At 63.3% G+C, this 23,725-nt stretch carries 21 protein-coding genes; 9 read left to right on the top strand and 12 right to left on the bottom strand.

Annotated elements, in window-relative coordinates; genetic code table 11:
• Positions 1 to 14 precede the first annotated feature (14 nt).
• The 4 genes from ACZXDY_RS16735 to ACZXDY_RS16720 are packed head-to-tail and all read right to left on the bottom strand — an operon-like array spanning position 15 to position 4,078.
• Positions 15 to 1,184 (bottom strand): acyl-CoA dehydrogenase family protein, encoded by a 1,170-nt coding sequence (locus ACZXDY_RS16735; RefSeq protein WP_464346248.1) that lies wholly within the window; start codon positions 1,182 to 1,184, stop codon positions 15 to 17.
• Positions 1,178 to 1,975, bottom strand: coding sequence for an ABC transporter ATP-binding protein (locus ACZXDY_RS16730; protein WP_130225477.1), 798 nt, complete (start codon positions 1,973 to 1,975; stop codon positions 1,178 to 1,180). Before ACZXDY_RS16730 ends, ACZXDY_RS16735 begins: the two co-directional genes overlap by 7 nt.
• Positions 1,969 to 3,000, bottom strand: coding sequence for an ABC transporter permease (locus ACZXDY_RS16725; RefSeq protein ID WP_464346247.1), 1,032 nt, complete (start codon positions 2,998 to 3,000; stop codon positions 1,969 to 1,971). The genes ACZXDY_RS16730 and ACZXDY_RS16725 overlap by 7 nt, the downstream gene beginning before the upstream one ends.
• Positions 2,978 to 4,078 carry an ABC transporter substrate-binding protein gene (locus tag ACZXDY_RS16720; RefSeq protein ID WP_464346246.1) on the bottom strand — a complete coding sequence of 367 codons (1,101 nt, stop codon included), beginning with the start codon at positions 4,076 to 4,078 and terminating at the stop codon, positions 2,978 to 2,980. Before ACZXDY_RS16720 ends, ACZXDY_RS16725 begins: the two co-directional genes overlap by 23 nt.
• A 473-nt stretch (positions 4,079 to 4,551) precedes the next feature.
• On the opposite strand from ACZXDY_RS16720, the gene ACZXDY_RS16715 reads away from it, so the two are divergent.
• Positions 4,552 to 5,529, top strand: a complete 978-nt coding sequence (locus ACZXDY_RS16715; protein ID WP_464346245.1) for an ABC transporter substrate-binding protein — start codon at positions 4,552 to 4,554, stop codon at positions 5,527 to 5,529.
• Positions 5,530 to 5,920: 391 nt separating this feature from the next.
• Here the strand turns inward: ACZXDY_RS16715 and ACZXDY_RS16710 are convergent, their stop codons facing one another.
• Complete coding sequence (locus tag ACZXDY_RS16710) at positions 5,921 to 6,220, bottom strand: HU family DNA-binding protein (protein WP_028164358.1); 300 nt, start codon at positions 6,218 to 6,220, stop codon at positions 5,921 to 5,923.
• Positions 6,221 to 6,657: 437 nt separating this feature from the next.
• On the opposite strand from ACZXDY_RS16710, the gene ACZXDY_RS16705 reads away from it, so the two are divergent.
• From ACZXDY_RS16705 to ACZXDY_RS16690, 4 genes are read left to right on the top strand one after another with little or no spacing between them, the layout of a single operon-like run.
• Positions 6,658 to 8,274 (top strand): ABC transporter substrate-binding protein, encoded by a 1,617-nt coding sequence (locus ACZXDY_RS16705; RefSeq protein ID WP_464346244.1) that lies wholly within the window; start codon positions 6,658 to 6,660, stop codon positions 8,272 to 8,274.
• 24 nt (positions 8,275 to 8,298) lie between these two features.
• Entirely contained in the window at positions 8,299 to 9,276 is a 978-nt protein-coding gene (locus ACZXDY_RS16700) for an ABC transporter permease (RefSeq protein ID WP_464346243.1), read from the top strand.
• A 1-nt stretch (position 9,277) separates the two neighbouring features.
• Complete coding sequence (locus ACZXDY_RS16695) at positions 9,278 to 10,108, top strand: ABC transporter permease (RefSeq protein ID WP_464346242.1); 831 nt, start codon at positions 9,278 to 9,280, stop codon at positions 10,106 to 10,108.
• On the top strand, positions 10,105 to 11,730 hold the full coding sequence (locus ACZXDY_RS16690; protein ID WP_464346241.1) for an ABC transporter ATP-binding protein: 1,626 nt from the start codon (positions 10,105 to 10,107) through the stop codon (positions 11,728 to 11,730). Before ACZXDY_RS16695 ends, ACZXDY_RS16690 begins: the two co-directional genes overlap by 4 nt.
• Before the next feature lie 82 nt (positions 11,731 to 11,812).
• Here the strand turns inward: ACZXDY_RS16690 and ACZXDY_RS16685 are convergent, their stop codons facing one another.
• Positions 11,813 to 12,400, bottom strand: coding sequence for a phasin family protein (locus ACZXDY_RS16685; protein ID WP_464346240.1), 588 nt, complete (start codon positions 12,398 to 12,400; stop codon positions 11,813 to 11,815).
• A gap of 291 nt (positions 12,401 to 12,691) precedes the next feature.
• On the bottom strand, positions 12,692 to 13,993 hold the full coding sequence (locus ACZXDY_RS16680; RefSeq protein WP_464346239.1) for an NAD(P)/FAD-dependent oxidoreductase: 1,302 nt from the start codon (positions 13,991 to 13,993) through the stop codon (positions 12,692 to 12,694).
• Positions 13,994 to 14,106: 113 nt separating this feature from the next.
• Here ACZXDY_RS16680 and ACZXDY_RS16675 point away from each other — a divergent pair, with 113 nt between their 5' ends.
• The 4 genes from ACZXDY_RS16675 to ACZXDY_RS16660 all read left to right on the top strand — a co-directional run bounded on the left by ACZXDY_RS16675 (position 14,107) and on the right by ACZXDY_RS16660 (position 18,154).
• A complete protein-coding gene (locus ACZXDY_RS16675) occupies positions 14,107 to 14,961 on the top strand; it encodes a VOC family protein (RefSeq protein WP_464346238.1) in 855 nt (284 codons plus the stop codon).
• A 114-nt stretch (positions 14,962 to 15,075) separates the two neighbouring features.
• Positions 15,076 to 16,398, top strand: coding sequence for an ABC transporter substrate-binding protein (locus ACZXDY_RS16670; RefSeq protein WP_464346237.1), 1,323 nt, complete (start codon positions 15,076 to 15,078; stop codon positions 16,396 to 16,398).
• Entirely contained in the window at positions 16,395 to 17,333 is a 939-nt protein-coding gene (locus tag ACZXDY_RS16665; RefSeq protein WP_464346236.1) for a carbohydrate ABC transporter permease, read from the top strand. The genes ACZXDY_RS16670 and ACZXDY_RS16665 overlap by 4 nt, the downstream gene beginning before the upstream one ends.
• Positions 17,330 to 18,154, top strand: a complete 825-nt coding sequence (locus ACZXDY_RS16660; RefSeq protein WP_464346235.1) for a carbohydrate ABC transporter permease — start codon at positions 17,330 to 17,332, stop codon at positions 18,152 to 18,154. Before ACZXDY_RS16665 ends, ACZXDY_RS16660 begins: the two co-directional genes overlap by 4 nt.
• Positions 18,155 to 18,294: 140 nt before the next feature.
• Here the strand turns inward: ACZXDY_RS16660 and ACZXDY_RS16655 are convergent, their stop codons facing one another.
• The 5 genes from ACZXDY_RS16655 to ACZXDY_RS16635 all read right to left on the bottom strand — a co-directional run bounded on the left by ACZXDY_RS16655 (position 18,295) and on the right by ACZXDY_RS16635 (position 23,685).
• Positions 18,295 to 19,953, bottom strand: a complete 1,659-nt coding sequence (locus ACZXDY_RS16655; RefSeq protein ID WP_464346234.1) for a regulator — start codon at positions 19,951 to 19,953, stop codon at positions 18,295 to 18,297.
• A gap of 10 nt (positions 19,954 to 19,963) precedes the next feature.
• Positions 19,964 to 20,665, bottom strand: coding sequence for a cysteine hydrolase family protein (locus tag ACZXDY_RS16650; RefSeq protein ID WP_464346233.1), 702 nt, complete (start codon positions 20,663 to 20,665; stop codon positions 19,964 to 19,966).
• A 237-nt stretch (positions 20,666 to 20,902) separates the two neighbouring features.
• The gene (locus tag ACZXDY_RS16645; RefSeq protein WP_464346283.1) at positions 20,903 to 21,940 is read right to left on the bottom strand and encodes a YeiH family protein; all 1,038 of its coding nucleotides are present in this window, start codon (positions 21,938 to 21,940) and stop codon (positions 20,903 to 20,905) included.
• Between the two features lie 225 nt (positions 21,941 to 22,165).
• Positions 22,166 to 22,384, bottom strand: a complete 219-nt coding sequence (locus ACZXDY_RS16640; RefSeq protein ID WP_464346232.1) for a hypothetical protein — start codon at positions 22,382 to 22,384, stop codon at positions 22,166 to 22,168.
• 200 nt (positions 22,385 to 22,584) lie between these two features.
• Positions 22,585 to 23,685 carry a BMP family ABC transporter substrate-binding protein gene (locus ACZXDY_RS16635; protein WP_464346231.1) on the bottom strand — a complete coding sequence of 367 codons (1,101 nt, stop codon included), beginning with the start codon at positions 23,683 to 23,685 and terminating at the stop codon, positions 22,585 to 22,587.
• Between the last annotated feature and the right edge of the window lie 40 nt (positions 23,686 to 23,725).

Below are 23,725 nucleotides of genomic sequence, written 5' to 3'. Positions count from 1 at the left end.
TTGTTGGCTGTTGTTCAGATGCCCAGCGCCAGGCGTCCGGCGGCGATGCGGGTGGAGTCATCCTGCGGGGTGTGGACGCGGCCGCACAGCACATCGCGAAAATGCCGCTCCAGCGGATTGTGTCGCGACAGGCCGTGATTGCTGGTCAGTGATAGCGCGTCCTCCACCACGGCGACGGCATTGTTGGTCACCGTCAGCTTGACGATATTGGACTCGGTCGCGCTGAGCGGCAAGCCGGCATCGAACTCGGCGGCAAAACTGTCGATCAGGCGTGCATTGACCGCAAGCCGCGCCTCGATGCCGCCGAGGATTTCCTGAGCTCGTGGCAATGTCGCGAGCGGAGCGCCCAGATTGGCCGGAACACGTTCGCGCAGGAACCTGATCAGCCAGTCGCGCGCGGCGCGGGCGACACCGTCATAGATCGCGGCCACGAAGATGGCGTGGATGGTCGCCTGGGTGACATCAGGCGCGGTCCACTCTTCCGGCTTCCGCACGTCGACCTCGTAATCGAGCGGGAACACGACGTCCTCGAAGATCACGTCGTGACTGCCGCTGGCGCGCAGGCCGAGATGGTTCCAGGTCTCCTCGATCCTCGTTCCGGGCAATCCCGCGGGCACCAGGAATTGGCCGACGCGGGTTTCCGGCTCGTCGGTCCTGGCCCACACCAGATACCATTTCAGGATCGGCGCGCCGGTCGAGTAGATCTTGCGACCGCTCAGTCGCCAACCCGTCTCTGTGCGGCGCGCAATCGTCGCCGGGAGGCCGCCGCGCGCAGGCGAGCCGAGTTCAGGCTCGACGCGCAGCGCGTTGATCAGCGCGACGCCCTCGACGGTCTCCTTGGCAAGCTTGCGCGATAGGCGTGCAGGCCAGCGCGGGCTGCGCGCCATCACCAGATGGTTGATGTAATGCATCGACAGCACAAGCGCGGTCGACGGATCGGCCTTGCCGATGATGCTCAGAATGCGCACCGTGTCGCGGGCGCCCGCCCCCGCCCCGCCAAGCGCCGCCGGGACGGTCAGCGCGAGCAGACCGGCTTTCGCGAGGTCGTCGAAATTCTCAAACGGAAAGCTGGCGTCGCGATCGTGCGCTGCCGCCCGCGCGGCAATGACCTCGGCAAGCTTTAAGGCGCGCGCGACATGGTCCGGCGCTTCCGACGGCGTCAGCTCTTTCGCCGCTATTACCATGTCGCGTCCAGCCCAAGCAGGCCCAGTATCTGCCGGCGCAGATCGGCGAGATAGGGATCGCCGCGATGGCGCGGATACGGCCGATCGACTTTGACGTCGGCCTTGACGCGCGCCGGGCGGTCGCTGAGCACGATGACGCGGTTGGCGAGGAACAGCGCTTCCTCGGCATCGTGCGTGACGAGCAACGTGGTGAAGCCCTTGCGCTGCCAGAGCGAGACGATCTCCGCCTGCATGGTGATCCGCGTCAACGAATCCAGCTTGCCGAGCGGCTCGTCGAGGATCAGCACCTTCGGATCGTTGACCAGCGCACGCGCCAGCGCGACGCGCTGCGCCATGCCGCCGGAAAGCTGGTGCGGATAGGCTTTCCTGAAAGCGGAGAGGCCGACGAGATCGATCGCTGCGTCGACACGCTGCCGCTGGCTTTTCAGGATGCCCTGCGCCTCCAGCCCGAGCGCGACATTGTCCCAGACCGAGCGCCAGGGAAACAGCGTCGGGTCCTGGAACACGACGACGCGCGACGGGTGCGGTCCGTTGATGCGGATATCGTCCTCACGCAGCACGCCGCTGCGCGGCTTCTCAAGTCCGGCCACCAGCCGCAGCAGCGTGGACTTGCCGCAGCCGGACGGGCCGAGCAGCGCGACGAACTCGCCGGGCTTGATCGCCAAGCTGACGTCCTCGAGCACGGGCAGCACGGCGCCATCGATATCGAAAGCGTGGCTGACATGCGCGATATCGAGCTCGGCACCGACGGCAGGATAAGTGATCGCTTCGGCCAAAGCGGCGGCTACCATTTGACGACACCTTTCTGCCAGACCAGCAGGCGGTCGCGCGTCTTGAACAGCAGCGTGATCGCGCCGGAGCAGAGCAGCGACATCACGATCAGCGCGGCATACATGTTGGCGTAGGCCGCCCAGCCCTGCGCCCACTGCAGGTACCAACCAAGCCCGGCCTTGACGCCGATCATCTCGGCCACGACCAAGACGGCGAACGAGGAGCCGAGCCCCATGAACAGGCCGACGAAGACATGCGGCAGCGCCGCGGGGATGGCCACCTTCAGCACCAGGAAGGACGGCTTGGCGCCAAGCGTCCGTGCGACGTCGTAGTAGGCGTTCGGCACGCTCGCAACGCCGGACCAGGTCAGGACAGTCACCGGGAAGCCGGTGGCAAGCGCGATCAGGAAGGTGCTCGCGCTCCAGCTCGAGGGAAAGGTGAAGAAGGCGAACGGCAGCCAGGCGGTCGCCGGCAACGGTCCGATGAAGCGCAGCACCGGATGCACCCAGTAGCCCACCTTCTGTGACCAGCCGATCGATACGCCGGTCAAAAACCCGATGGCCGCGCCGATGATATAGCCACCGAGCTGCAGCTTCACGGATGCGATGACGCTGTTGAACAGCTTTGGCAGATCATCGGTATAGACTTCCACGATCGCCTGCGGCGGCGGGAAGAACGGCAGCGGCAGCCAGCCGAATTTTGCGGTGGCGATCTCCCAGAGCGTCAGAAATGACCCGAGCGCCACCAGCCACGGCGCGCGCCGGCGCAGCGCCACGCCGGCGCCACCGAGAAAATCGGCGCCGAGTGTCCCAAGCAGTGCAAGCGCTGCGATCACGAACGCGCCGATCGCAACCCCATTCGTCCGCGACCAGTCGCCAAGATCTTCCCAGTAGAGGCTGGACGCGCCGAACGCCAGCCACGCGGCGCCGGCGGCCAGGCCGGCGCCATAGCCGCCACTGCGCAGCTTCTCAAGCCAGCCCGGGCTGACGCCGGCCGCGGCCTGTCCCGCGGCGGCCGATGCGTCAGACACTGAATACGTCGACATAAATCCGTTCCGCGAATTTCGCCGTGTCAGTGCTTTGCTTGAACACCGAGACGGTCTTCAGATCGTCGGCGTACCCTTTCAGCTCGCGCTTCAGGACTTCGCCAACAGGGTGATGGTGATGGGTGTGATAGCGCGCCATCGCTTCGAGATCGGCGAGCGTCGCAGTCTTCGGCGCATAGGGCTGGAACGACTTCGCGGCCTTGTCCGGATTCTGCGAGGTGAACATGGCGGCATCGAGCAGCGCCTGGGTGATGGCGCGCGCGACATGCGGCTCATTACGCACGAGAGAGCCGCGGAGGCCGACGATGCAGCAGGTCTTGTCGCGATATTCACCGTCGAGATTAGACGCGACTTCCTTGTACTGGCTGTCCTTGAGCCAGAGATAAGCGAGCGGATCGGAGGCGAGGAACGCCTGCACCTCGCCCTTCTCGACCGCGACGTTGAGAAGGTTGCCGGGATAGGCGCGCCAGTCGACGTCCTTGTTCGGATCAAAGCCCTGCTTGGCAAGCTGGATCGAAAAGAAGTTCTTGTCGGGACCGGCGAGATCGCCGACAGCGACGATCTTGCCCTTGAGGTCGGCGAGCTTGTCGACGCCGGAGCCTACGCGCGTCAGCACGCGCATGCAGCCGCCATGGGTGCCGGCGGCGATCTTGACGTCAAAGCCTTGCTCCAGCGGCTTGAGCCAGCGCAGCGCCATGCCGAGCCCGGCATCGCTCTTGCCGGTGGCAATCGCCTCCAGCAACTGGTCGGTCGAGCCGCTGTAGTTGACGAGTTCGATGTCGAGGTTCTGCTTCTGGAAGAAGCCGTAGTCGATCGCGACCGGCAGCGGCGCAAGACACACCGCGCCTGCGTTCCATGACAGCTTCAATTTGCGCGGCGCACCGGTCAGCGGCGGCGCGTCGGATGCCGTCTTGCAGATCGGGAATTCGGAGAAGTTGATCGTCGGCACCACGCCGCGCGCGGAAAACGCCTGTGCGCCAAACGCTCCGATCGGCGCAGCAAACGCGGCAGCCGCGCCGGCCCGGAGCAGCGTCCGCCGATCCATCGCCAATCTATTCTTCTTTTCTCGAATCGACATGCTCACCCCTATGTCCGTCATGGCTCCGCCGTCCGCGCGAACGGCCCAGCCCGCGCACATCTCATCCAGAGCTATTGTTGTAAGAAGGCGGATTTCTCCGGCGCTATTGGCACCCAATGCAACCGCCAAATGATGCGGTGCGATCGTGTCATCGTCAATGAAATGGAATTTCGAATGTGGCGCGCGCGAAAGGGATTATCTCCACGATCCCAGCGGCAGACGATGAAACGATTTCGTCGTGACGCGATCGTCGGCAGCGCACGTACTGACGCAAATCGCGCGGGAATTTAGCCCTCTTGTAACGGTGCGCGTGGCGCCTTCTCCGCAGAGGAACCCAACGAGACGTTCTTTGTCGCCAGCCGCGCCAATACAGATTTCCGTTTCGTTGACTGCGCGGGGTTCGCTCATAGACTCGATGGAACGCTCATGTGCTCTCTGCGCAATGGGCGAATGAAATCACAAAAGAGATGGACATGCGCAGGCTCACTCGCTTTCACTCCGTTACGCGCAAGCTGGCGACTACCTTCGTCGCTACCGCAATCACCCTTTCCTCAGTCCTCGCGGCGCTGGCCGACGACACAATCGTGTTGCGGGTCGGCGACCAGAAGGGCGGCAACCGTTCGCTGCTCGACATCTCAGGTTTCGGAACGAATCTGCCCTACAAGATCGAGTGGTCGGAATTTCCTGCGGCCGCGCCGATCCTCGAAGCCTTGAACGCGGGCGCGCTCGACGTCGGCTATACCGGCGACCTTTCCTTTTTGTCGGTCTATGCGTCGGGCGCGCCGATCAAGGCGATCGGCGGCACGCGCTCCGAGGCCAAAACGCAAGCCATCCTGGTGCGCGAGGATTCGCCGATCAAGACCGCGGCTGATCTCAGGGGCAAGCGTCTCGCCGGCACGCGAGGCGGCTGGGGGCAATTCCTGATCGACGCGACGCTGGAGAAATCCGGCTACAAGCTCGAGGACGCGACCTTCGCGCCGCTCGGCCCGGTCGATGCCAAGATCGCGCTGCTTGCGGGATCGATCGACGCCTGGGCGGTGTGGGAGCCCTATATTTCGTTTGCGACGCTGAAGGACAAAGCACGCGTCGTTGCCGACGGCCAGGGCCTGACGCCGACGATCACCTTCATTGTCGCCTCCGATAACGCTATCGCCACCAAGCGCGCCGCGGTGCAGGACCTGCTGCAGCGACTGAACAAGGCACGGCTGTGGTCGCTCGATCATCTCGCCGACTATGCGAAGAACACGGCCGAGCTGACCAAACTTCCGGAGGACGTGCTGCTGAGCGCCTATACCGCGCAGAAGACCAGCCCGATCGCGATCGACGAGAACGTGGTCAAGGAAGTGCAGGAAGCCTCCGACCGCGCCACACGCTACGGCATCCTGTCGAAGACGCTCGACGTCGGCAAAGCCGTCGATCGCAGCTTCACCGCGGGCGCCAGTCTGAATTGATTGTCTCTTGAAAGGGCGGTTGGTGCCGCCGCGATGGACGCTGCGCCCCCTCTCCCGCTTGCGTGAGAACATTGGGCTGAGGGTGTCTCCACGATGGGACCATCCGTGAGGAGAGAGCCCTCACCCGGCGCTAAGCGCCGACCTCTCCCGCAAGCGGGAGAGGTGTCGTAAAGCGAGGAGACGTCGGATGCCCGGTCCTCTTCATCTTGCGCTCATCGTCGCCGGCCACCTGGCCTGCATGGCCTTGCTCGTGGGGCTTTCGCTTTGATGGCTTGTTCCCACGAGCGCCGATTGCCGCGCCCCGCGTTGCGGAGGAATAGAGGGTCAGGCCTCACGCGAACGCCGGGCGCGCTTATAGCAAAAAGGCCCCCGCTTCCGGAGGCCTCTTGCCTTAGACCGCGTCCTTGGCGGCCTTGACCGGGCGAGCCCGGACGACCTTGCGGGCCGGCTTGGCCTTGAACACCGTCTCTTCGCCGGTGAAGGGGTTGATGCCCTTGCGCGCCTTGGTCGCGGGCTTCTTGATCACCACGAACTTCGCGAAGCCGGGGACGAGGAACACGCCGTTCTTCTTCAGCTCCTTATGACCGACGTCCGTGAGGGTATCCATCACGTTCTTGACGTCGCGCTTGGAGAGTTCGGTGGTGGTCGCGATCTTCTCGATCAGTTGCGACTTCGACAGTTGGGTAGCCATGGTTGCTCCATTGATTCTGGAAACGGCACGTTATGGCGGAAACCGGCTAAAAAAACAGGGTTTTCAGCATTCTTCACAGCTATATCGCCGCTGATACACCGGAATCCTGCATTTTTCCCGGGTTTTTTCGCTGGTCGAGGCCCTCCATTGCCTCCGACAGCATCTCTATACGCCCGCGAACGGGCCATCCGGCACCCTGCCGACCCCTATTTTTCCGCTGCAGATTCGCACTCAGTGATTCGCGGTCCCTGCCGAAGCTCGCCTCACTGAGCCGCAGCCGATAACGCCGGTCTGGTGTGGGGCCAGGACAATGATCGTTCAGATTGCGCGGCAATTGAGAAAATGACCTGGGGTTCCCCTTCCCACACAACATCGGCTAAAGACAGCCTGCGGCCCGACGCCGCGCGCTGCCCGACGCTACTTTCTGGAGACCTTGTATGGATTTGACCCGCCTCGAGATCAACCGCCGCACCGCACTTCTGACGTCGGCCGCCATCGCCGCCAACGTCATCAACCCGATGCGGGCCTTTGCGCAGGAGACCCCGCGCAAGGGCGGCGTGTTCAACGTCCACTACGGTGCCGAGCAGCGCCAGCTCAATCCGAGCCTGCAGGCCTCGACCGGCGTCTACATCATCGGTGGCAAGATCCAGGAGAACCTGGTCGACCTCGACGCCGACGGCAAGCCGGTCGGCGTGCTCGCCGAGAGTTGGGAAGCCACCCCCGACGGCAAGACCGTCACCTTCAAATTGCGCAAGGGCATCACCTGGCACGACGGCAAGCCGTTCACCTCCGATGACGTCGCGTTCACCGCGATGAACATGTGGAAGAAAATCCTGAACTACGGCTCGACGCTGCAACTATTCCTGACCACCGTCGACACCCCCGATCCGCAGACCGCGATCTTCCGCTACGAGCGGCCGATGCCGCTCAATCTGCTGCTGCGCGCCCTGCCCGACCTCGGCTACGTCTCGGCCAAGCACCTTTACGAGAATGGCGACATCCGCCAGAACCCGACCAACCTGGCGCCGGTCGGCACCGGCCCGTTCAAGTTCGTCGGATATGAGCGCGGGCAATACATCATCGCCGACCGCAATCCCGACTACTGGCGGCCGAACGCGCCCTATCTCGACCGCATCGTCTGGAAGGTGATCACCGATCGCGCTGCCGCCGCGGCGCAGATGGAAGCCGGCGAGTTGCACTACAGCCCGTTCTCGGGACTTACGATCTCGGACATGGCGCGGCTCGGCAAGGACAAGCGCTTCATCGTCTCCACCAAGGGCAACGAGGGCAACGCGCGCACCAACACGATCGAGTTCAACTTCCGCCGCAAGGAACTTTCCGACATCCGCGTCCGCCGCGCCATCGCGCATGCGATCAACGTGCCGTTCTTCATCGACAACTTCCTCGGCGACTTCGCCAAACTCGGCACCGGCCCGATCCCCTCGACCTCGACCGACTTCTACCCGGGCCCGGACACACCGCAATATCCTTACGATAAGGCCAAGGCGGTCGCGCTGCTCAATGAAGCCGGCTACAAGCCGGGCGCCGGCGGCACGCGCTTCTCGCTCCGGCTGTTGCCCGCACCGTGGGGTGAGGACATCTCGCTGTGGTCGACCTTCATCCAGCAATCGCTGCAGGAGATCGGCATCCCCGTGGAGATCGTGCGCAATGACGGCGGCGGGTTCCTGAAGCAGGTCTACGACGACCACGCCTTCGACCTTGCCACCGGCTGGCATCAGTACCGCAACGATCCCGCGGTATCGACCACGGTCTGGTATCGATCCGGCCAGCCCAAGGGCGCGCCCTGGACCAATCAATGGGACTGGGAAAACAAGACGGTCGACAAGACCATCGACGATGCGGCCACCGAGGTCGATCCGGTCAAGCGCAAGGCGCTCTATGCCGAGTTCGTCAAGGAAGTGAATACGGAACTGCCGGTCTGGATGCCGATCGAGCAGATCTTCGTCACAGTCATCACCGCAAAAGCCCGCAACCACTCCAACACGCCCCGCTGGGGCTCGTCGAGCTGGCACGATCTTTGGCTTTCCGCGTGATCCTCAATACGTCAAGATGAGACCATGCGCATCTTGAGCCTTGCGGGGCGGCGGCTCGCCGCCTCGATCCCGACCCTGTTCCTGATCCTGATTGGCGTCTTCCTGCTGCTGCAGATGGCACCGGGCGACACCGTCGACGCGCTGATGGCGCAAATGGGCGGTGGCGACGCCGCGACCGCGCGCGAATTGCGCCAGTTCTACGGGCTCGACCTGTCGATCCCGATGCAGCTCGCGAACTACCTCTGGCGCCTGGTCCGGCTCGATCTCGGTTTCTCCTCGATCTATGGCAAGCCGGTCGCCTCCGTGATCCTGGAGCGGCTGCCGCCGACCATCCTGCTGATGACGGCGTCGCTGTCGTTCGCGTTCTTCTTCGGCCTCGTGTTCGGCGTGATCGCCGCGCGCGGCGTCAACCGCTGGCCGGATACGCTGATCTCGACACTTGGATTGATCTTCTATGCAACGCCGTCGTTCTGGTTCGGCCTGATGGCGATCGTGGTGTTCTCGGTCTACCTGCAATGGCTGCCGTCGGGCGGTTTCGAGGATATCGGCACCGTGCAGACCGGCCTCTGGCGGGTGCTCGACATTGCAAGGCATCTCGTGTTGCCGACCTTCACGCTCGGGCTGATCTTCCTCGCCATTTACCTCCGCATCATGCGCGCCTCGATGCTGGAGGTGCTCAATCTCGATTTCGTCCGCACCGCCCGCGCCAAAGGCCTGGACGAGACCCACGTCGTGACGCGGCATGTGCTGCGCAATGCCCTGCTGCCGATGGTGACGCTGATCGGACTGCAGGCCGGCACCATGCTCGGCGGCTCGGTGGTGGTCGAAAGCGTGTTCTCGTTGCCCGGGCTTGGGAGGCTGGCGTACGAATCCGTGGTGCAGCGCGACCTCAACACCCTGCTCGGCATCGTCTTCGTCTCGGCCCTGCTGGTGATCGTGGTCAACTTCGTGACCGACCTCCTCTATGCGCGGCTTGATCCGCGCATCTCGGCGGATAGCTGACATGGACGCGCTGAAACGCTATTTCCGCAGCCCCGCCGCGGTGATCGGCCTGATCCTGCTGCTCGTCGTGATCGCGATGGCGATCAGCGCCGGCTTCCTCTATCCACGCGATCCATTGTCGCTCGCAGGGCGGCCGCTGGTCTGGCCGTTCTCCAATCCACGTTTCCTGCTCGGCACCGACAATTCCGGGCGCGACATCGCCGCCCAGATCTTCTACGGCGCGCGGATTTCGCTCCTGATCGGCGGCGTCGCGACCGCGATCGCGATCCTGATCGGAATCCTGGTCGGCGCCTTTGCCGGCTATTATGGCGGCTGGGTCGACAATGTCCTGATGCGGATCACGGAGGCGTTCCAGACCCTGCCGAATTTCGTGCTGCTGCTGGTGCTGGTCGCGGTGTTCGGCTCGACGCTCACCACCGTCACCATCGCGGTCGGCGTCGTATCCTGGCCGGCGCCGGCGCGATTGACCCGTGCCGAGTTCCTCTCGTTGCGCAACCGTGAATTCGTCCAGGCCGGCAAGACACTGGGGATGCGGGACATCAAGATCATCCTCGGCGAGATCCTGCCCAATGCGCTGCCGCCTGTCATCGTCTATGCCAGCGTCGTGATGGCGGTCGCGATCCTCCTGGAGAGCGCGCTTGCTTTCCTCAGACTATCCGATCCCAATGTCGCCTCGTGGGGCAATCTGATCGGGCTCGGCCGCGACGTGCTGCGCGTGCAGTGGTACGTCTCGGCGATCCCCGGGATCGCCATTCTCGTCACCGTGCTCGCGGTATCGCTGGTCGGCCAGGGGCTGAATGATGCGCTCAATCCGAGGCTGAAGAGCCGATGAGCGGGGCGATCCTTTCACTCGAAAACTTAAGCGTGCGCCTGCCGGAGGGCGCCGACCGGCCCCATGCGCTGTCGGACGTTTCGCTGTCGATCGCCTCGAACGAGATCCTCTGCGTGGTCGGCGAATCCGGCTCCGGCAAGTCGATGATGGCGAACGCCATCATGCGGCTGTTGCCGAACGAGGTCAAAATCGAGAGCGGCCGGATGCTGTTCGAGGGCCGCGATCTCTGCGTCGCTGATACGGCCGAGATGCGCGAGGTGCGCGGCGCCGGCATCGCCATGATCTTCCAGGAGCCGATGACCGCGCTCAATCCGCTGCGCACCATCGGCGACCAGATCGGCGAGATGTTCTCGATCCACACGGATTTGTCGAAAGCCGAAATCAACGCGCGCGTGCTGGCGCTGCTCGCCGACGTCCGCATTCCCGATCCCAAGCTGGCCGCAAAGGCCTATCCACATGAGCTTTCCGGCGGCCAGCGCCAGCGCGCCATGATCGCGATGGCGCTGGCGCTCGACCCAAAGCTCCTGATCGCAGACGAGCCGACCACCGCACTCGACGTCACCACGCAGGCGCAGATATTGAAGCTGATCCGCGATCTGCAGCAGCGCAAGAAGACGGCGGTGCTGTTCATCACGCACGATTTCGGCGTGGTCGCCGAGATCGCAGATCGCCTCGTGGTGATGCAGCACGGCAGGATTGTCGAACAAGGCACGGCCAACGAGGTGTTGAGCCATCCGGCGCATCCCTACACCAGGCAGCTCATTGCCGCCGTACCACCGCTGAAAGCACCGCCGCCACGGCCGCTCTCGGGCGAAAACATCCTGACCATTTCCAACGTCTCAAAGACCTATCGCACCGGCGGCTTCCTCGGTCGCGGCGCGCGTGTCACGGCCGCGGTCAAGGATACCTCTCTCGATCTGCCCAAGGGCGCAACGCTTGGCATCGTCGGTGAATCCGGCTCGGGCAAGTCGACCCTAGCGCGCTGCATCGTGCGCCTGATCGATCCCGATACCGGATCGATCGTGCTCAATGGCAAGGACTGGGCAAAACTGTCGCGCGAACAAATTCGCCGCGAAACCCGGCATATCCAGATGGTGTTCCAGGACCCCTTTGCCTCGCTCAATCCGCGGCGCAAGGCCGCCGAGCTGGTCGCGCAAGGCCCCATCGTCCATGGCACGCCGCGCGCCGCCGCGATTGCCGAAGCGAAGAAACTGTTCGAGCTGGTTGGGCTTGATCCGTCCGCCGGCGACCGCTACCCGCACGAATTCTCCGGCGGCCAGCGTCAGCGCATCGGGCTCGCCCGGGCACTGGCGCTGAAGCCAGACGTGCTGGTTGCGGACGAGCCGGTCTCGGCACTCGACGTTTCCGTGCAGGCGCAGGTGCTGAAACTGCTGACCGATCTGCGCCAGCGGCTCGGCCTCTCCATCATCTTCATCACGCACGACCTGCGCGTCGCCGCGCAGATCTGCGACCTCGTCGCCGTCATGAAGGATGGCACGGTCGTCGAGCAGGGATTGGCCGCCGAAGTGTTCGGCAACCCAAAGCATCCCTACACAAAGGCGCTGCTGGATTCGATTCCAGGCGGCGAGTTCGCGCGCGAGCACGAGACGGTGAGCGTGTAGCTTTCGATTTGGCCGCAATCCGAACAGAGCGGCTGAAGGAATCCGCTCTTGTCCGTGACTGCCAAGGCGGCGGAAAGCCCGACTAGGCGGCGCGCCGTTCGATAGTCTGAGCCATGCGCTTCGCGCTATCGTCAGCCGCCTTGAGCGACATGTCGGCCATTCGTTGGCCGCATCCCACAGCGTTCTCCACGGTTTCTCGCACAAAATCACTTTGGACGGCGAGAACATCCTGAGGAGTACGGCAGCGCCACAATTCGTTCATGCGGTTCATACTGCACTCCATTTGGTGCCGGACGAACGCCAGATACTCTTGCGACATCCCGCTCATCCCCTTGGCAATCGCGGTGGTGGACTGAAGGACGCTGGCGGCGCTGTGAGCCGACCTTTCGGTTGCACGTTGTGCTTCCTCCGATAGTCCAAGTGCACCACCAAATTGATCGGTGGAGCGGCCCATGACCGCTGTCGTCATATCCAGGCCGAACCGCAGGGCGCTCTGTACCGCCTCGGCATTTTGGCGCAGCAGATCGGTGCTAGCCCGAGCCATCTCTTGACTGGCCTCAGCCGCGGTTTCTCCAATCCGTCTGGTCTGTTCAGCAGTTCTCTCGCTGACGCGCCGAACTGCATCCTCGGCGGCTTGAGTAGATTTATCCTCTGGACGTGGATTTGCCATCTGTTGCCTCCTCGTTATTGATTGTAGTTGGATATTGCAGTCGGGATTCCCGTGCGACTGGATCGCTGAACAGCGGGGCGAATCCTTCGCAACCAAACGCGGTGAGTTTACAACCGTTCCGGCATTTCTTGAGCTTTTGGGATGCTCTATAGGCGCCGGCTCCAAACTCGATTTCTGCGGCCTGGAACTCGGGCGGCCAGCTGCTCATCAAGCCGGGGCGTACATGATATCCGAGTTAGGTCAGGAATGCTCTCCTGACGGATATCGCGCTCGGCACAGCGTTCCCCTGCTCTAGATCTCCCGCGCGTCGCGGCGGCGGTAGACCAATAGCATCAAGGGCGCGAGCTTTCGCAGCAGTCCATGCGCAGCAATCGGCCGCGCGTCGGTGAACGGCAGCGCCAAGTCTTTCATCGCTACGCCTTGCACCGCCTTTGCAAACTCGGCGCCAATCGCAATCGTCAGCGCCACCGCGCGGCCGTTGCAACCGGTCCAGCCATAGGCGTCGGGGCCGAGCTGGTGAAAGCGCGGCAGGAAATCGGTGGTCATGCCGACATAGCCGTTCCAGACATGGTCGAAGGAGACTTCGCCGATCTGTGGCCACAGGCGCTGCAACCGCTCGGCCACCCTCGCCTTCAATCGCGCGGCCTTGTCGCCCGGGCCGATCACGGCGCCGCCGGTGACGAGCCTGTTGCGCGCGTCGTAACGCGCGAAATAGAGCTCTCCATGAGTGTCCGACATCGCCTGCCGTCCAGGGATGATGGACTTGCGAACGTTGTCCGACAATGGCTGCGTCGCCATCTGCCAGGACAGCACCGGCATCACCTCGGTCGCGATCTCCGGCACCAGCGATTTCACGATCTCTCCGCTATAGGCGTTAGTGGCGACCACCAGGGCTCGGCCCGAGATCTCGCCCTTGGCCGTTTTCACAACCCAGCGGTCATTCCGCCGCTCGAAACTCTCCACCGGCGAGCGGACATAGACGCGGCCGCCGAGATCGACCACAACGCGTGTGAGCCCTCGCGCCAACGCCAGCGGATTGATGTGGCCGCCGCTTCTGTTCCAGAAGCCGCCGTACCACGCATCCGAGCCCAGCATGTCGCGGACCTGATCGCGTGACAGCAATTCGACCGGCGCGCCGAATTTCGACCATTGCCGCACCCGCCGCTCGGCGATCTTGATGCGGCCGGGCGAATGCACCGGCTGCACCCAGCCGGCCTGCTCCTGCTCGGCCTGGATATCGTATCGCCTGGCGACGTCGAACAGCGTCGAGGCGCTGTCGCGCAGCAAGCCGACAAAGCGCTCGCCAGCTGCGCGATGCTTGGCGACGATGTCCTCCGGATCGGGCCGCGACAAGGTCGGGATCACCTGGCCGTTGTTGCGCCCCGAGGCGCCCCAGCCCGGCTCCATCGCCTCGACGACAGCCACGTCCACGCCGGCCTCGCGCAAATGCAGCGCGGTCGACAGCCCCGCGAAACCGCCACCGATCACAACCACGTCGGCCTGCCGGGCGCCGGTCAATTCGGGCAGATCAGGCCCCGCGGGCGTCACTGCCGCCCATAGGGAATCGGGCCAGCGGACATCTGTTCTTTCCATCATCAATCTCTTCACGATCGTTGCTCGGCGACCAATGGGAACGTCGGCTTGCGGGCGCCGGATCGATCTGTTTAGTGTAGTACGCCATCTATCCATGCCGGGGAAACAACAGAGTGTCACTCAAGAACGTCATCGGAATCGATCACGCCGTGATCATGGTGAAGGATCTCGACCGGGCTGCCGACAACTGGAAGCATCTCGGCTTCACCGTTTCGCCGCGCGGCACCCATAGCGCGCATATGGGATCCGGCAACTACACCATCATGCTCGACCCCGACTATATCGAGCTGCTCGGCGTGCTCACCCCGACCGAGCACAATGCGCCGGCGCGGGCATTCCTGGAGCAGCGCGGCGAAGGCATCGAGCGCATTGCATTCACCGCGGTCGATTCGGCTGCGGGCGCCGAGGAGATTCGCGCGCGTGGCTACGCGCCGATCGGCCCGACCGATTTCGAGCGGCCGGTGACGATGCCCGATGGCACGCTGTCGGCTGCCAAATTCCGCACCTTCCAATGGCCGACCGCAGAGGCGCCGGGCGGCGTGCGCATCTTCGCCTGTCAGCACAAGACCCGCGAGACGGTGTGGATCCCCGAATTGATGACGCATGCCAACGGCGCGAAACGCCTGAGGCAGGTGCTGATCGTAACACCCGAGCCGGCCAAGGACGCTGCGCATCTGTCCGAGATGATCGATGTCGCAACAAGGAACGAAGCCGATGGCGCCGTCACTGTTCCCTTGGGCTCGGACCGCGCGGACTTCGTGTTCGCGACAAAGGACCAACTCGGCAAACGCTATCCCGGCGTCTCGCTGGCCGCGCTGCCCGAACGCGGCGGCGCCGGCCTGGTGATCGCGGCCGATGTTAGTGCAGCGGAGAAGGCACTGGGCCCGATCGGCGTACACAGTGCGGGCGCGATCTGCGTACCGCCCGCGGCGGGCAACGGCACGTTGCTTGCTTTCGTCAAGGCATAATCGACCAACCACTCGCGCGACAATTGTAGTGTATTGTCGCGCACATTAGGGCTAGGCAGAGCCCGCGCAGACGCTAGTATCTCTCCCAAACAAAAAACGAGCAGGGAGAGAAATATGACGGATCACCAGATCTCGCGCCGGCAGCTTTTGGCCGGCACGGCTGCGGCCGGCGCGCTCAGCCTCACCGGATTTCCGGCGCGCGCCGACATCGACTGGAAGAAATATAACGGCACCAAGCTCGAGGTGATCCTCGCCAAGGGGCCGCGCGGCGACAATCTGCAAAAATACATCAAGGAATTCACCGCGCTCACCGGCATCCAGGTCGAGTCCGAGCAGATCCCCGAGCAGCAGCAGCGCCAGAAATGCGTCATCGAGCTCGCCTCGGGCAAGCCGAGCTTCGACGTTGTGCATCTGAGCTATCATGTGCAGAAGCGGCAGTTCGAGAAGGCCGGCTGGCTCGCCGATCTCTCCGGCTACTTGAAGGACCCGAATTTCACGCCGCCCGACCTCGTCGAAAGCGACTTCTCCGCCGCCGGACAGCAATACGCCAAGAACGACAAGGGCCAGATGCTGTCGCTGCCATGGTCGGTCGACTATTTCATCCTCTATTACAACAAGGAGTTGTTCCAGAAGAAAGGCGTCGAAGTGCCGAAGACGCTCGACGAGATGGTGGTGGCCGCCGAGAAGCTCACCGACCCCAAGGAAGGCACTTTTGGCTTTGTCGGACGCGGCCTGCGCAACGCCAACATGGCGATGTGGACCAACTTCTACCTCAACTATGGCGGCGAATTCCTCGACAGCAAGGGCAACATCCTGACCGACGGCCCCGAGGCGATCGAAGCGACCAAGCTTTACCAGCGGCTATTGACCAAATCGGCGCCTCCCGGCGTCGCCGGCTTCAACTGGATGGAGTCGATGGCCTCGTTCACGCAAGGCCGATCCGCGATGTGGATCGATGCCGACGGCTGGGCGCCGCCGCTGGAAGACCCGACCGCCTCGCGCGTCGTCGGCAAGGTCGGCTACACCCTCGTGCCCGCCGGGCCTAAGGGCGCGTTTTCCTCGACCTATGGCGACGGCATCGGCATCGCCGCGGCGAGCAAGAACAAGGAAGCCGCCTACCTCTTGTGCCAATGGGTCATCTCCAGGACGCAAGCCGCGCGACTGTTGCAGGCCGGCGGCGGCGTGCCGTTCCGCAATTCGATTGTGAACGATCCTGATGTCGCCAAAGGCGTGAAGACCCAGGAATGGCTGAAGTCGGTCGTCGACTCCGCCAAGATCAGCAAGCTCGGACTGCCCGTCATCATCCCCGTCGCTGAATTCCGCGACATCGTCGGCGCGGCGCTCACCGCGACGCTCTCGGGCGCCGATCCTGCAACGGAGTTGAAAAAGGCGCACGAGCAATTCCGGCCCATCCTGGAACGCAGCGAAAAAGCGTGAGCACGATAACCGAGACGACTCCGGCCGCGGCGGACACCTCCGCCGCGCCGGAGCAGCAATGGCATCGCCCCACCTACTGGCCTTTCGTGCTGCCGGCGCTCATCGTCGTGCTGGCCGTGATCGTGTTTCCCTGGCTGTTCACGATCTGGATGAGCTTCAACGAATGGAAGGTCGGCTCGCCGACCACTTTCGTCGGGTTCACCAACTATCTGCGCTTGCCGAACGATCCGCGCTTCGTCGAGGCGGTCGGACACACTATCGTCTACACCGCGCTGTCAGTGATATTGCCGCTGATCTTCGGCACGCTTGCAGCCGTCGTGTTCCACCAGCGCTTTGCCGGGCGCGGCTTCCTGCGCGGCGTCTTCATCATGCCGATGATGGCGACGCCTGTGGCGATCGCGCTGGTCTGGACAATGATGTTCCATCCGCAACTCGGCGTGCTGAACTATCTGTTGTCGCTGGTCGGCCTACCGCCCCAGCTCTGGGTGTTCAACCCTGCGACCGTCATTCCATCGCTGGTGCTGGTCGAGACCTGGCAATGGACGCCGCTGGTGATGCTGATCGTGCTCGGCGGCCTCGCCGCGATCCCGACCGAGCCCTATGAGAGCGCGGAGATCGACGGCGCCGGCTTCTGGCAGATGTTCCGCTACATCACGCTGCCGCTGATCATGCCGTTCTTGTTCATCGCCGGCATGATCCGCATGATCGACGCGGTGAAGAGTTTCGACATCATCTTCGCGATCACGCAAGGCGGCCCCGGCTCTGCCTCGGAGACCATCAATCTCTATCTCTACAGCGTCGCCTTCGTGTATTACGATTTGGGCTACGGATCGGCGATCGCGGTCGTGTTCTTCCTCTTGATCGTGCTGCTCGCGGCGGTGCTGCTCTACTTGCGCAAGCGGATGCTGTGGACCGAGATCGGAGGTGGCGCATGAGCCCGCGCCAACTCATGGGCCGGATCGGCCTCTGGTTCTCGGTGTTCGTCATCGTGTCGCCGGCGATCCTGTTCTTCCTCTGGATGATCTCGCTGTCGCTGAAGTACGAGATCGACAACGCCGCCTATCCGCCGGTGTTCATCCCCGAGCAGTTCGCCTGGAAGAACTATACCGACGTGCTCGCCTCCAACCGCTTCCTGACCTATTTCTTCAACAGCCTGATCGTGACCGGCGGCGCGACGCTGCTGGCGATGCTGGTCGGCGTGCCCGCCGGCTACGGCATCGCGCGGATGGCGGCGCATAAATCCGCGATCGTGATCCTGATCGCGCGCATCACGCCGGGGCTGTCGTACCTGATCCCGCTGTTTCTGCTGTTCCAATGGCTGGGACTGCTCGGCACGCTGGTGCCGCAGATCATCATCCATCTCGTGGTCACCGTGCCGATCGTGATCTGGATCATGATCGGCTATTTCGAGACAACGCCGCTGGAACTCGAGGAAGCCGCACGGATCGATGGCGCCACGCGCTGGCAGGTGTTCCGTCACGTCGCGCTGCCGATCGCGCGCCCGGGACTTGCGGTCGCCTTCATCCTCGCGGTGATCTTCTCCTGGAATAATTTCGTGTTCGGCATCGTGCTGGCGGGACGCGAGACGCGCACGTTACCGGTTGCCGTCTACAACATGATCTCGTTCGACCAGTTGAGCTGGGGGCCGCTCGCCGCCGCGGCGCTGCTCGTGACCTTCCCGGTGCTGCTGCTCACGGTGTTCGCCCAGCGCCAGATCGTCGCCGGGCTCACCGCAGGTGCGGTCAAGGGCGGGTAGCCTCTCTCCACGTCATTGCGAGCCACCGGGTCGGCGCGTAGCGCCGCCCGATGACAGGCTCCGCGAAGCAATCCATAGCGCCACTTGCGGACACATGGATTGCTTCGTCGCTTGCGCTCCTCGCAATGACGGCTGAGAGTTCACTCCGCAGGTGCCGCGATCGGCATCTCCGGATGCGAGCTGTAGGCCACGCTGCCGACAGATTTGCTGAGCGCGAACAGCCCACCCGCCATCACGAGATAAGCGAGCGTCACGCCGGGCGTAACGCCGAGGCCGCCTCCGATGCCGACCGCTTCGCCATGCATGAAACCGAAATAGGTCATGACGGCGCCGGCCAGCGCGAAGGCAGCGGCCTTCAGGAAATCGCGTTCGATGATGAACACCGCGATGGCGCCGAGCACGAGGCCGGCAAGGATCGAGCCGCCGCCCATCACCTCGAGCCCATGATAGATCACGCCCTGTTGCGGCAGTGCGGCGATCGCAGCCGTCTTGACCTCACCCACCTTGTCGGCCGCAAGCCCGCCGACGCTCTGCGCTGCCGTCATCGTCGAGGCCAGCATGGTGTCGATCTGCAGTTTGGCCCAGGCGGCAAGATGCGGCGTGAACGCCAGCACGATCGCAGGCGCGTGCCTCGCCGGCGTGGTCTGGAACGCCTGCGCGCCGATCAGCATGCCGATATAGAGCAGGATCGGCGAGATCGCGACCACCGGCACCAGCGCCAGCAACACCGAGATAATGCCGAACCACGACAGCAACACCACCATGATTCCGGTCGCGGCCGAATAGCCGATCCGTCCGCCCATCGCCTTCCAGCCGGGATGGCCGATATAAACAGCGTTGATGAAGGGATTGCCCATCAGGCAGCCGATCAGGCTGACGATGCCGTCGGCGGTCAGCACGCGCGTGGTCGGATATTCGTCGCCGGCGGCTTCCGCGCTCTCGACGTTATCCATGGCCTCAACGAGATCGTAGATGCCGAACGGAATCGCCGTGACGAGGATGATGCCCAAGAACTCGAAACCGGAAAACACGTAGCCTACGGCCGGGACCGGCACCGAGAAACCGAAATTCGCAAAGGCATCGCCGACGCCCTTCAGGCTCAGGCCGCCGAGCCCGAACCCGAACAGGTTCGAGCCCCATGCGATGATCATGCCCACCGCAATCGCGACAAGGCCTGCGGGTATGCCGCGCGGATATTTCACGCCGCCGAACCAACTCACCAGGATGATGGCGAAGCAGATCAGCCCGATCTGCGGCGTCATGTACATTTCGAGCGCTGGTCGCATCGCGATGAAAGTGATGGACACGCCGGCGAGCGTGCCGAGCAGCGCCGCGCGCGGCGTGATCTTGCGGATGTACGGCGCGATGAAGCCGCCGATCATCAGGATGAAGCTCTGGAAGAACACCCACACCAGGCCGGCGGACCAGCCCTTGATGGGATCGCCGGTCTTGAGCGTAATCGGCAGCATGATCACAAAGGTGACGATGAACATATGCGGGACGCTGATGCCCGACGGCAAGGCGCAGACGTCGCTGCGGCCGGTCCTCTGCGCCAGCCGGTAGGCGAGGAAAGCGTAATAGAAAGTGGAGAGGCACATCATCAGGCCGAGCGCCGGCAGGATGCGGCCGAAGACAAGAGAGTCCGGCATCTTCAGGACGAAGCGCAACAGGCCGGTGAGGACCAGCATGTTGACGAGGATGTTGGTGCCGAAGCCGAAAAACGCGTTCCAGTCGCCCGATGTCCACAGTGCCGGCTTGAACTCGGACCCGCCGGCCGTTCCCGTCATGCTGGTGCTCATGATAATGTTCCTAAGCCAATGTTTTCGAAGTCTCCAACGCCTCCAATACTGCGGCTGAGCTCGCGACCCAGCCGAAGATGCCGCCCTGGGCCTTGATCATCTTCAGGCCCATCTCGTGAAATTCGGGAAAGTAGGATGCGCAGCCGTCGGAGATGACGACGCAGCGATAGCCGCGGTCATTGGCCTCGCGCACGGTGGTGTTGACGCACACTTCAGTGGTGACGCCGCACACCAGCAGATTCTCGATACCGTATTTCTGCAGCACATCGCCCATCTCGGTGGCGTAGAACGCGCCCTTGCCGGGCTTGTCGATGACGATCTCGCTGTCGAGCGGATAAAGCTCGGGAATGATGTCGTGGCCGGCCTCGCCGCGGATGAGGATGCGGCCCATCGGACCGGGATCGCCGATGCGCAAGGATGGCGCGCCGCGTTCGACCTTGGCGGGCGGCGCGTCGGAAAGGTCGGGCAAATGTCCTTCGCGGGTGTGGATCACCAGCATGCCGGCGTCGCGCGCCGCCGACAGCACCGAGCCGATCGGCTGCACGGCGCGCGCAAGCCGGCTGACGTCATTGCCGAGCGTTTCGCCGAAGCCACCGGGCTCCATGAAATCGCGCTGCATGTCGATGATGACGAGCGCCGTCTTGGTCCAGTCGAGCGCGATCGGCTCCGGCTCCGCGACGATCTTCCCCACTGAATCGCTTGAGTTCGCCATGACGTGCGTGCCCCGAACGAGAGAACTCTTGAGCGGGGTTAAGCAAGCGCCGTGCCATTGTGTACAATTCGAAATCGCGCGCGGCCGGAACGAAATCCGCTGCGATTTCAATCCACTGATCGTTTGATGAAGCGCTGCTTATTCGCTGTGCGAAGCTTTTTCGACGCGCATCTGCTTATTCGCTGAGCGATTTTCTCTTTGCATTCGATTTGCGCAAACGTCGCCGGGCGCATGCTCTCATCTGAAGAGATGGACGAGCCCGATGCTGATGGCGAGCAGCACCAACAGCGATAGCGTAACCGCAGCCGTCACGCGTCCTCCCACGGTGGCGATGACGCGAATATCAACGCCGAGGCCAAGGGCCGCCATCGACAGGACGGTGAGCAGGACCGCCGCCTTTGTCACCAAGGGAACCACGGCATCCGGAACGAGTTCGAACGATCGGAGCGCAGCAAGGACCAGAAAGCCGATGATGAACCAGGGCACCAGCTTGAACGGACTGATCGATGCCGCCTTCTCGTGCTGGCGGCGGCTGGCAACGAATAAAGAGAGGCCGATCACGATGGGTCCCAGCATCAGCACGCGCACCAATTTCACCAGCGTGCCTATCTGTGTGCTGACGATGCCGGCAGGCACGGTCGCCGCAAGCACCTGGGGAACGGCATAGACCGTAAGTCCGGCCAGGATGCCGTATTGCGTCGCCGACAATCCCAGGAGCGGGATCAGCAAGGGCAATCCCAGCACCATCAGAACGCCGAGGATAGCCGTAAACGAGATCGACGAGGCGATGTCGTCGCTGTGGGCATCGATCACGGGGGCAACCGCCGCGATCGCCGAATTTCCGCAGATCGAATTGCCGCAGGCAATCAGGATCGACAGCTTGGTCGGCAGGCCCAGCATCCGGCTGACCCCAAAGCTGAGCGCCAGCATGATCGCCACTGTCGCTGCGATCGCGCCGATCAGCGCCAGGCCGGACGCCGCGATCGCGGCGAAGCTGATCGAAGCCCCCAGCAGCACGACGGCGACTTCGAGCAGTTGCTTGGCGCTGAAGGCGATCCCGGAGCGCCATCGCTCGGACGGATTCCAGGCGGTGCGGATCGCCATTCCCAGGAGGATCGCAATCACCAGGGCTTCGACATAGGGATGGTCGAAAGCCCGTTCCTCCAGGTGCTGGACGCCAACCGCGACGAGCGTAATCACGCCGCACAGCGCGATGCCAGGAAGAAGGCCAAATGTGCGGGCGACGGTACTGGGGCGCCCCGCTGTTCTCTTGATGTTGTTGGTATTGTCCGCCACGGTGGCACTCCCTATCGGGGAATAATTTATGCGCCTACCGTAATGTTTTGGCTAATATATTCTCCGATTTCCCCAGTCACGAGAAGTTATATTCCGTGACAAGAGATAGTCCAGGACGGACGCTTCCGGTTGGCCGTGCCTATCGCAGGCGGCCGCGCGATTTCGGCTGGAACTAGATGAAGAAAGAGAGTGTCGGATCGAACGTCAGAGGGCTGCGAACAGGCCCTGCGCCCAGGCAACGGCGCGGTCGAAATTGAAGACGCCGGCCTCAAAATAGGCGGCGCGGGCGATCACGATGCCAGCAACGAGCAGCCAGAATGCGCTGGTGCCGGCACGCAGCAGCCACGAGGACGCACGCCCGGGGGCACGAACGCTCTCCGCCGCCATCGGCTCGCCAAACGCATCAAATCCGGGATTGCTCATGGCCGCTTCCATTGAAACCGACCTCAAATGTCGTCAATTGCGGCCAGGAAGCAATGGTAGCGAAATGTCTTTTGCGGTAGCGACTTGGAAGTACGTTCCCCGATGCCTCCACGGGAAAGAATTTTTATCCCCGCATCTCCAAATCGTGCGGAAATGGCCGCCAAAGCTACCCGGCCGGCGCGGCCGAACCTTTGGGGGCCTCAGACCGTGCCGACGACACCCTCGACCAGATAGTCGGTCGTCTCCAATGAGGGATCATAGAGCCCGGTGTCCTTGGAGGTGATGACCTTGCCGGTATTGCTCTTCACGCCGGCGACGAAGATCGGCTTGCCGGCCTTCAGCTCGGCGATTGCGGCGGTGGCGGCATTGCGGCCGGCTTCGCTGCAGCCGGCGCCGAACGGCGAGCTCACCACCATGTCCTTGTCGTAGCCGCCGATCACCATGTTCGGCAACTTCTCGCCCTTGGCGATCATGCCGGCAAAGCTCTTGTAGACCGTCTCCCACTTCAACTCAGCGCCGGTGATAAAGCCCTTGGGCGCGAGATCCGCCTGGTTGGCGTTGTGGCCGCAGCTCTTCACGCCGCGCTTCTCAGCGGTCTCGATCACCACCTTCGGGCTGTCGATGTGGCAGGCGATGATATCGCAGCCGGCATCGACCAGCGCGTTGGCGGCTTCCGCCTCGCGTACCGGCAGCGCCCAGTCGCCGGTGATGATGAGCTGCACGGTGACATCGGGATTAACCTTGCGCGCGCCGAGCATAAACGAGTTGACGTTGCGGAGCACCAGGGGGATCGGCTTTGCGGCGATATAGCCGATTTTGTTCGCCTTGGTGGAGAGGCCTGCAGCGATGCCGTTCACATATTGACCCTGGTCGAGATAGCAGAAATAGCCGCCAGCGTTGGCGGGATGCTTGTCGACCTGCCAGAGCGAGGTCGGATGGCGAAATTCGACCTTCGGATATTTCTTCGCCGCATCGATCATGAACGGATTGAAATAGCCGAAGGACGTCGGAAACAGCAGCGTCGCACCGTCGATGTTGATCATCGACTCCATGGTCTTCGCAACCGCCACCGTCTCCGGCACGTTCTCTTCTTCGACGACCTTCACGCCGGGCACATCCCTGAGCGCCTTGGCGGCAACCGCGTGGGCTTGATTCCAGCCATAGTCCTGGCGCGAGCCGACATAGATGATGCCGACCGTGAGATCGGCGGCGTGCGCCGGCCGGCCGAGCGCGGAAAGAACGAAAGGACTTGCGGCTGCGCCAGCGAGAAAGGTTCGGCGGGAAAGCGGAGGCGTGGTCATTGATACTCTCCTTGATCGCCGAACCATTGGCGCGGCTTGG

Source organism: Bradyrhizobium sp. LeoB3 (assembly GCF_055456055.1).
This window is presented reverse-complemented; position numbering and strand designations above follow the sequence as displayed.

Bases quoted from the DNA above. Each gene is read 5' to 3' on its own strand.
- ACZXDY_RS16640 (WP_464346232.1), bottom strand. From the start codon at position 22,384: ATGAGCAATCCCGGATTTGATGCGTTTGGCGAGCCGATGGCGGCGGAG.
- ACZXDY_RS16725 (WP_464346247.1), bottom strand. From the start codon at position 3,000: ATGTCGACGTATTCAGTGTCTGACGCATCGGCCGCCGCGGGACAGGCC.
- ACZXDY_RS16655 (WP_464346234.1), bottom strand. From the start codon at position 19,953: ATGAGCACCAGCATGACGGGAACGGCCGGCGGGTCCGAGTTCAAGCCG.
- ACZXDY_RS16650 (WP_464346233.1), bottom strand. From the start codon at position 20,665: ATGGCGAACTCAAGCGATTCAGTGGGGAAGATCGTCGCGGAGCCGGAG.
- ACZXDY_RS16695 (WP_464346242.1), top strand. From the start codon at position 9,278: ATGGACGCGCTGAAACGCTATTTCCGCAGCCCCGCCGCGGTGATCGGC.
- ACZXDY_RS16660 (WP_464346235.1), top strand. From the start codon at position 17,330: ATGAGCCCGCGCCAACTCATGGGCCGGATCGGCCTCTGGTTCTCGGTG.
- ACZXDY_RS16715 (WP_464346245.1), top strand. From the start codon at position 4,552: ATGCGCAGGCTCACTCGCTTTCACTCCGTTACGCGCAAGCTGGCGACT.
- ACZXDY_RS16700 (WP_464346243.1), top strand. From the start codon at position 8,299: ATGCGCATCTTGAGCCTTGCGGGGCGGCGGCTCGCCGCCTCGATCCCG.
- ACZXDY_RS16705 (WP_464346244.1), top strand. From the start codon at position 6,658: ATGGATTTGACCCGCCTCGAGATCAACCGCCGCACCGCACTTCTGACG.
- ACZXDY_RS16670 (WP_464346237.1), top strand. From the start codon at position 15,076: ATGACGGATCACCAGATCTCGCGCCGGCAGCTTTTGGCCGGCACGGCT.
- ACZXDY_RS16680 (WP_464346239.1), bottom strand. From the start codon at position 13,993: ATGGAAAGAACAGATGTCCGCTGGCCCGATTCCCTATGGGCGGCAGTG.
- ACZXDY_RS16710 (WP_028164358.1), bottom strand. From the start codon at position 6,220: ATGGCTACCCAACTGTCGAAGTCGCAACTGATCGAGAAGATCGCGACC.
- ACZXDY_RS16635 (WP_464346231.1), bottom strand. From the start codon at position 23,685: ATGACCACGCCTCCGCTTTCCCGCCGAACCTTTCTCGCTGGCGCAGCC.
- ACZXDY_RS16685 (WP_464346240.1), bottom strand. From the start codon at position 12,400: ATGGCAAATCCACGTCCAGAGGATAAATCTACTCAAGCCGCCGAGGAT.
- ACZXDY_RS16690 (WP_464346241.1), top strand. From the start codon at position 10,105: ATGAGCGGGGCGATCCTTTCACTCGAAAACTTAAGCGTGCGCCTGCCG.
- ACZXDY_RS16720 (WP_464346246.1), bottom strand. From the start codon at position 4,078: ATGTCGATTCGAGAAAAGAAGAATAGATTGGCGATGGATCGGCGGACG.
- ACZXDY_RS16730 (WP_130225477.1), bottom strand. From the start codon at position 1,975: ATGGTAGCCGCCGCTTTGGCCGAAGCGATCACTTATCCTGCCGTCGGT.
- ACZXDY_RS16735 (WP_464346248.1), bottom strand. From the start codon at position 1,184: ATGGTAATAGCGGCGAAAGAGCTGACGCCGTCGGAAGCGCCGGACCAT.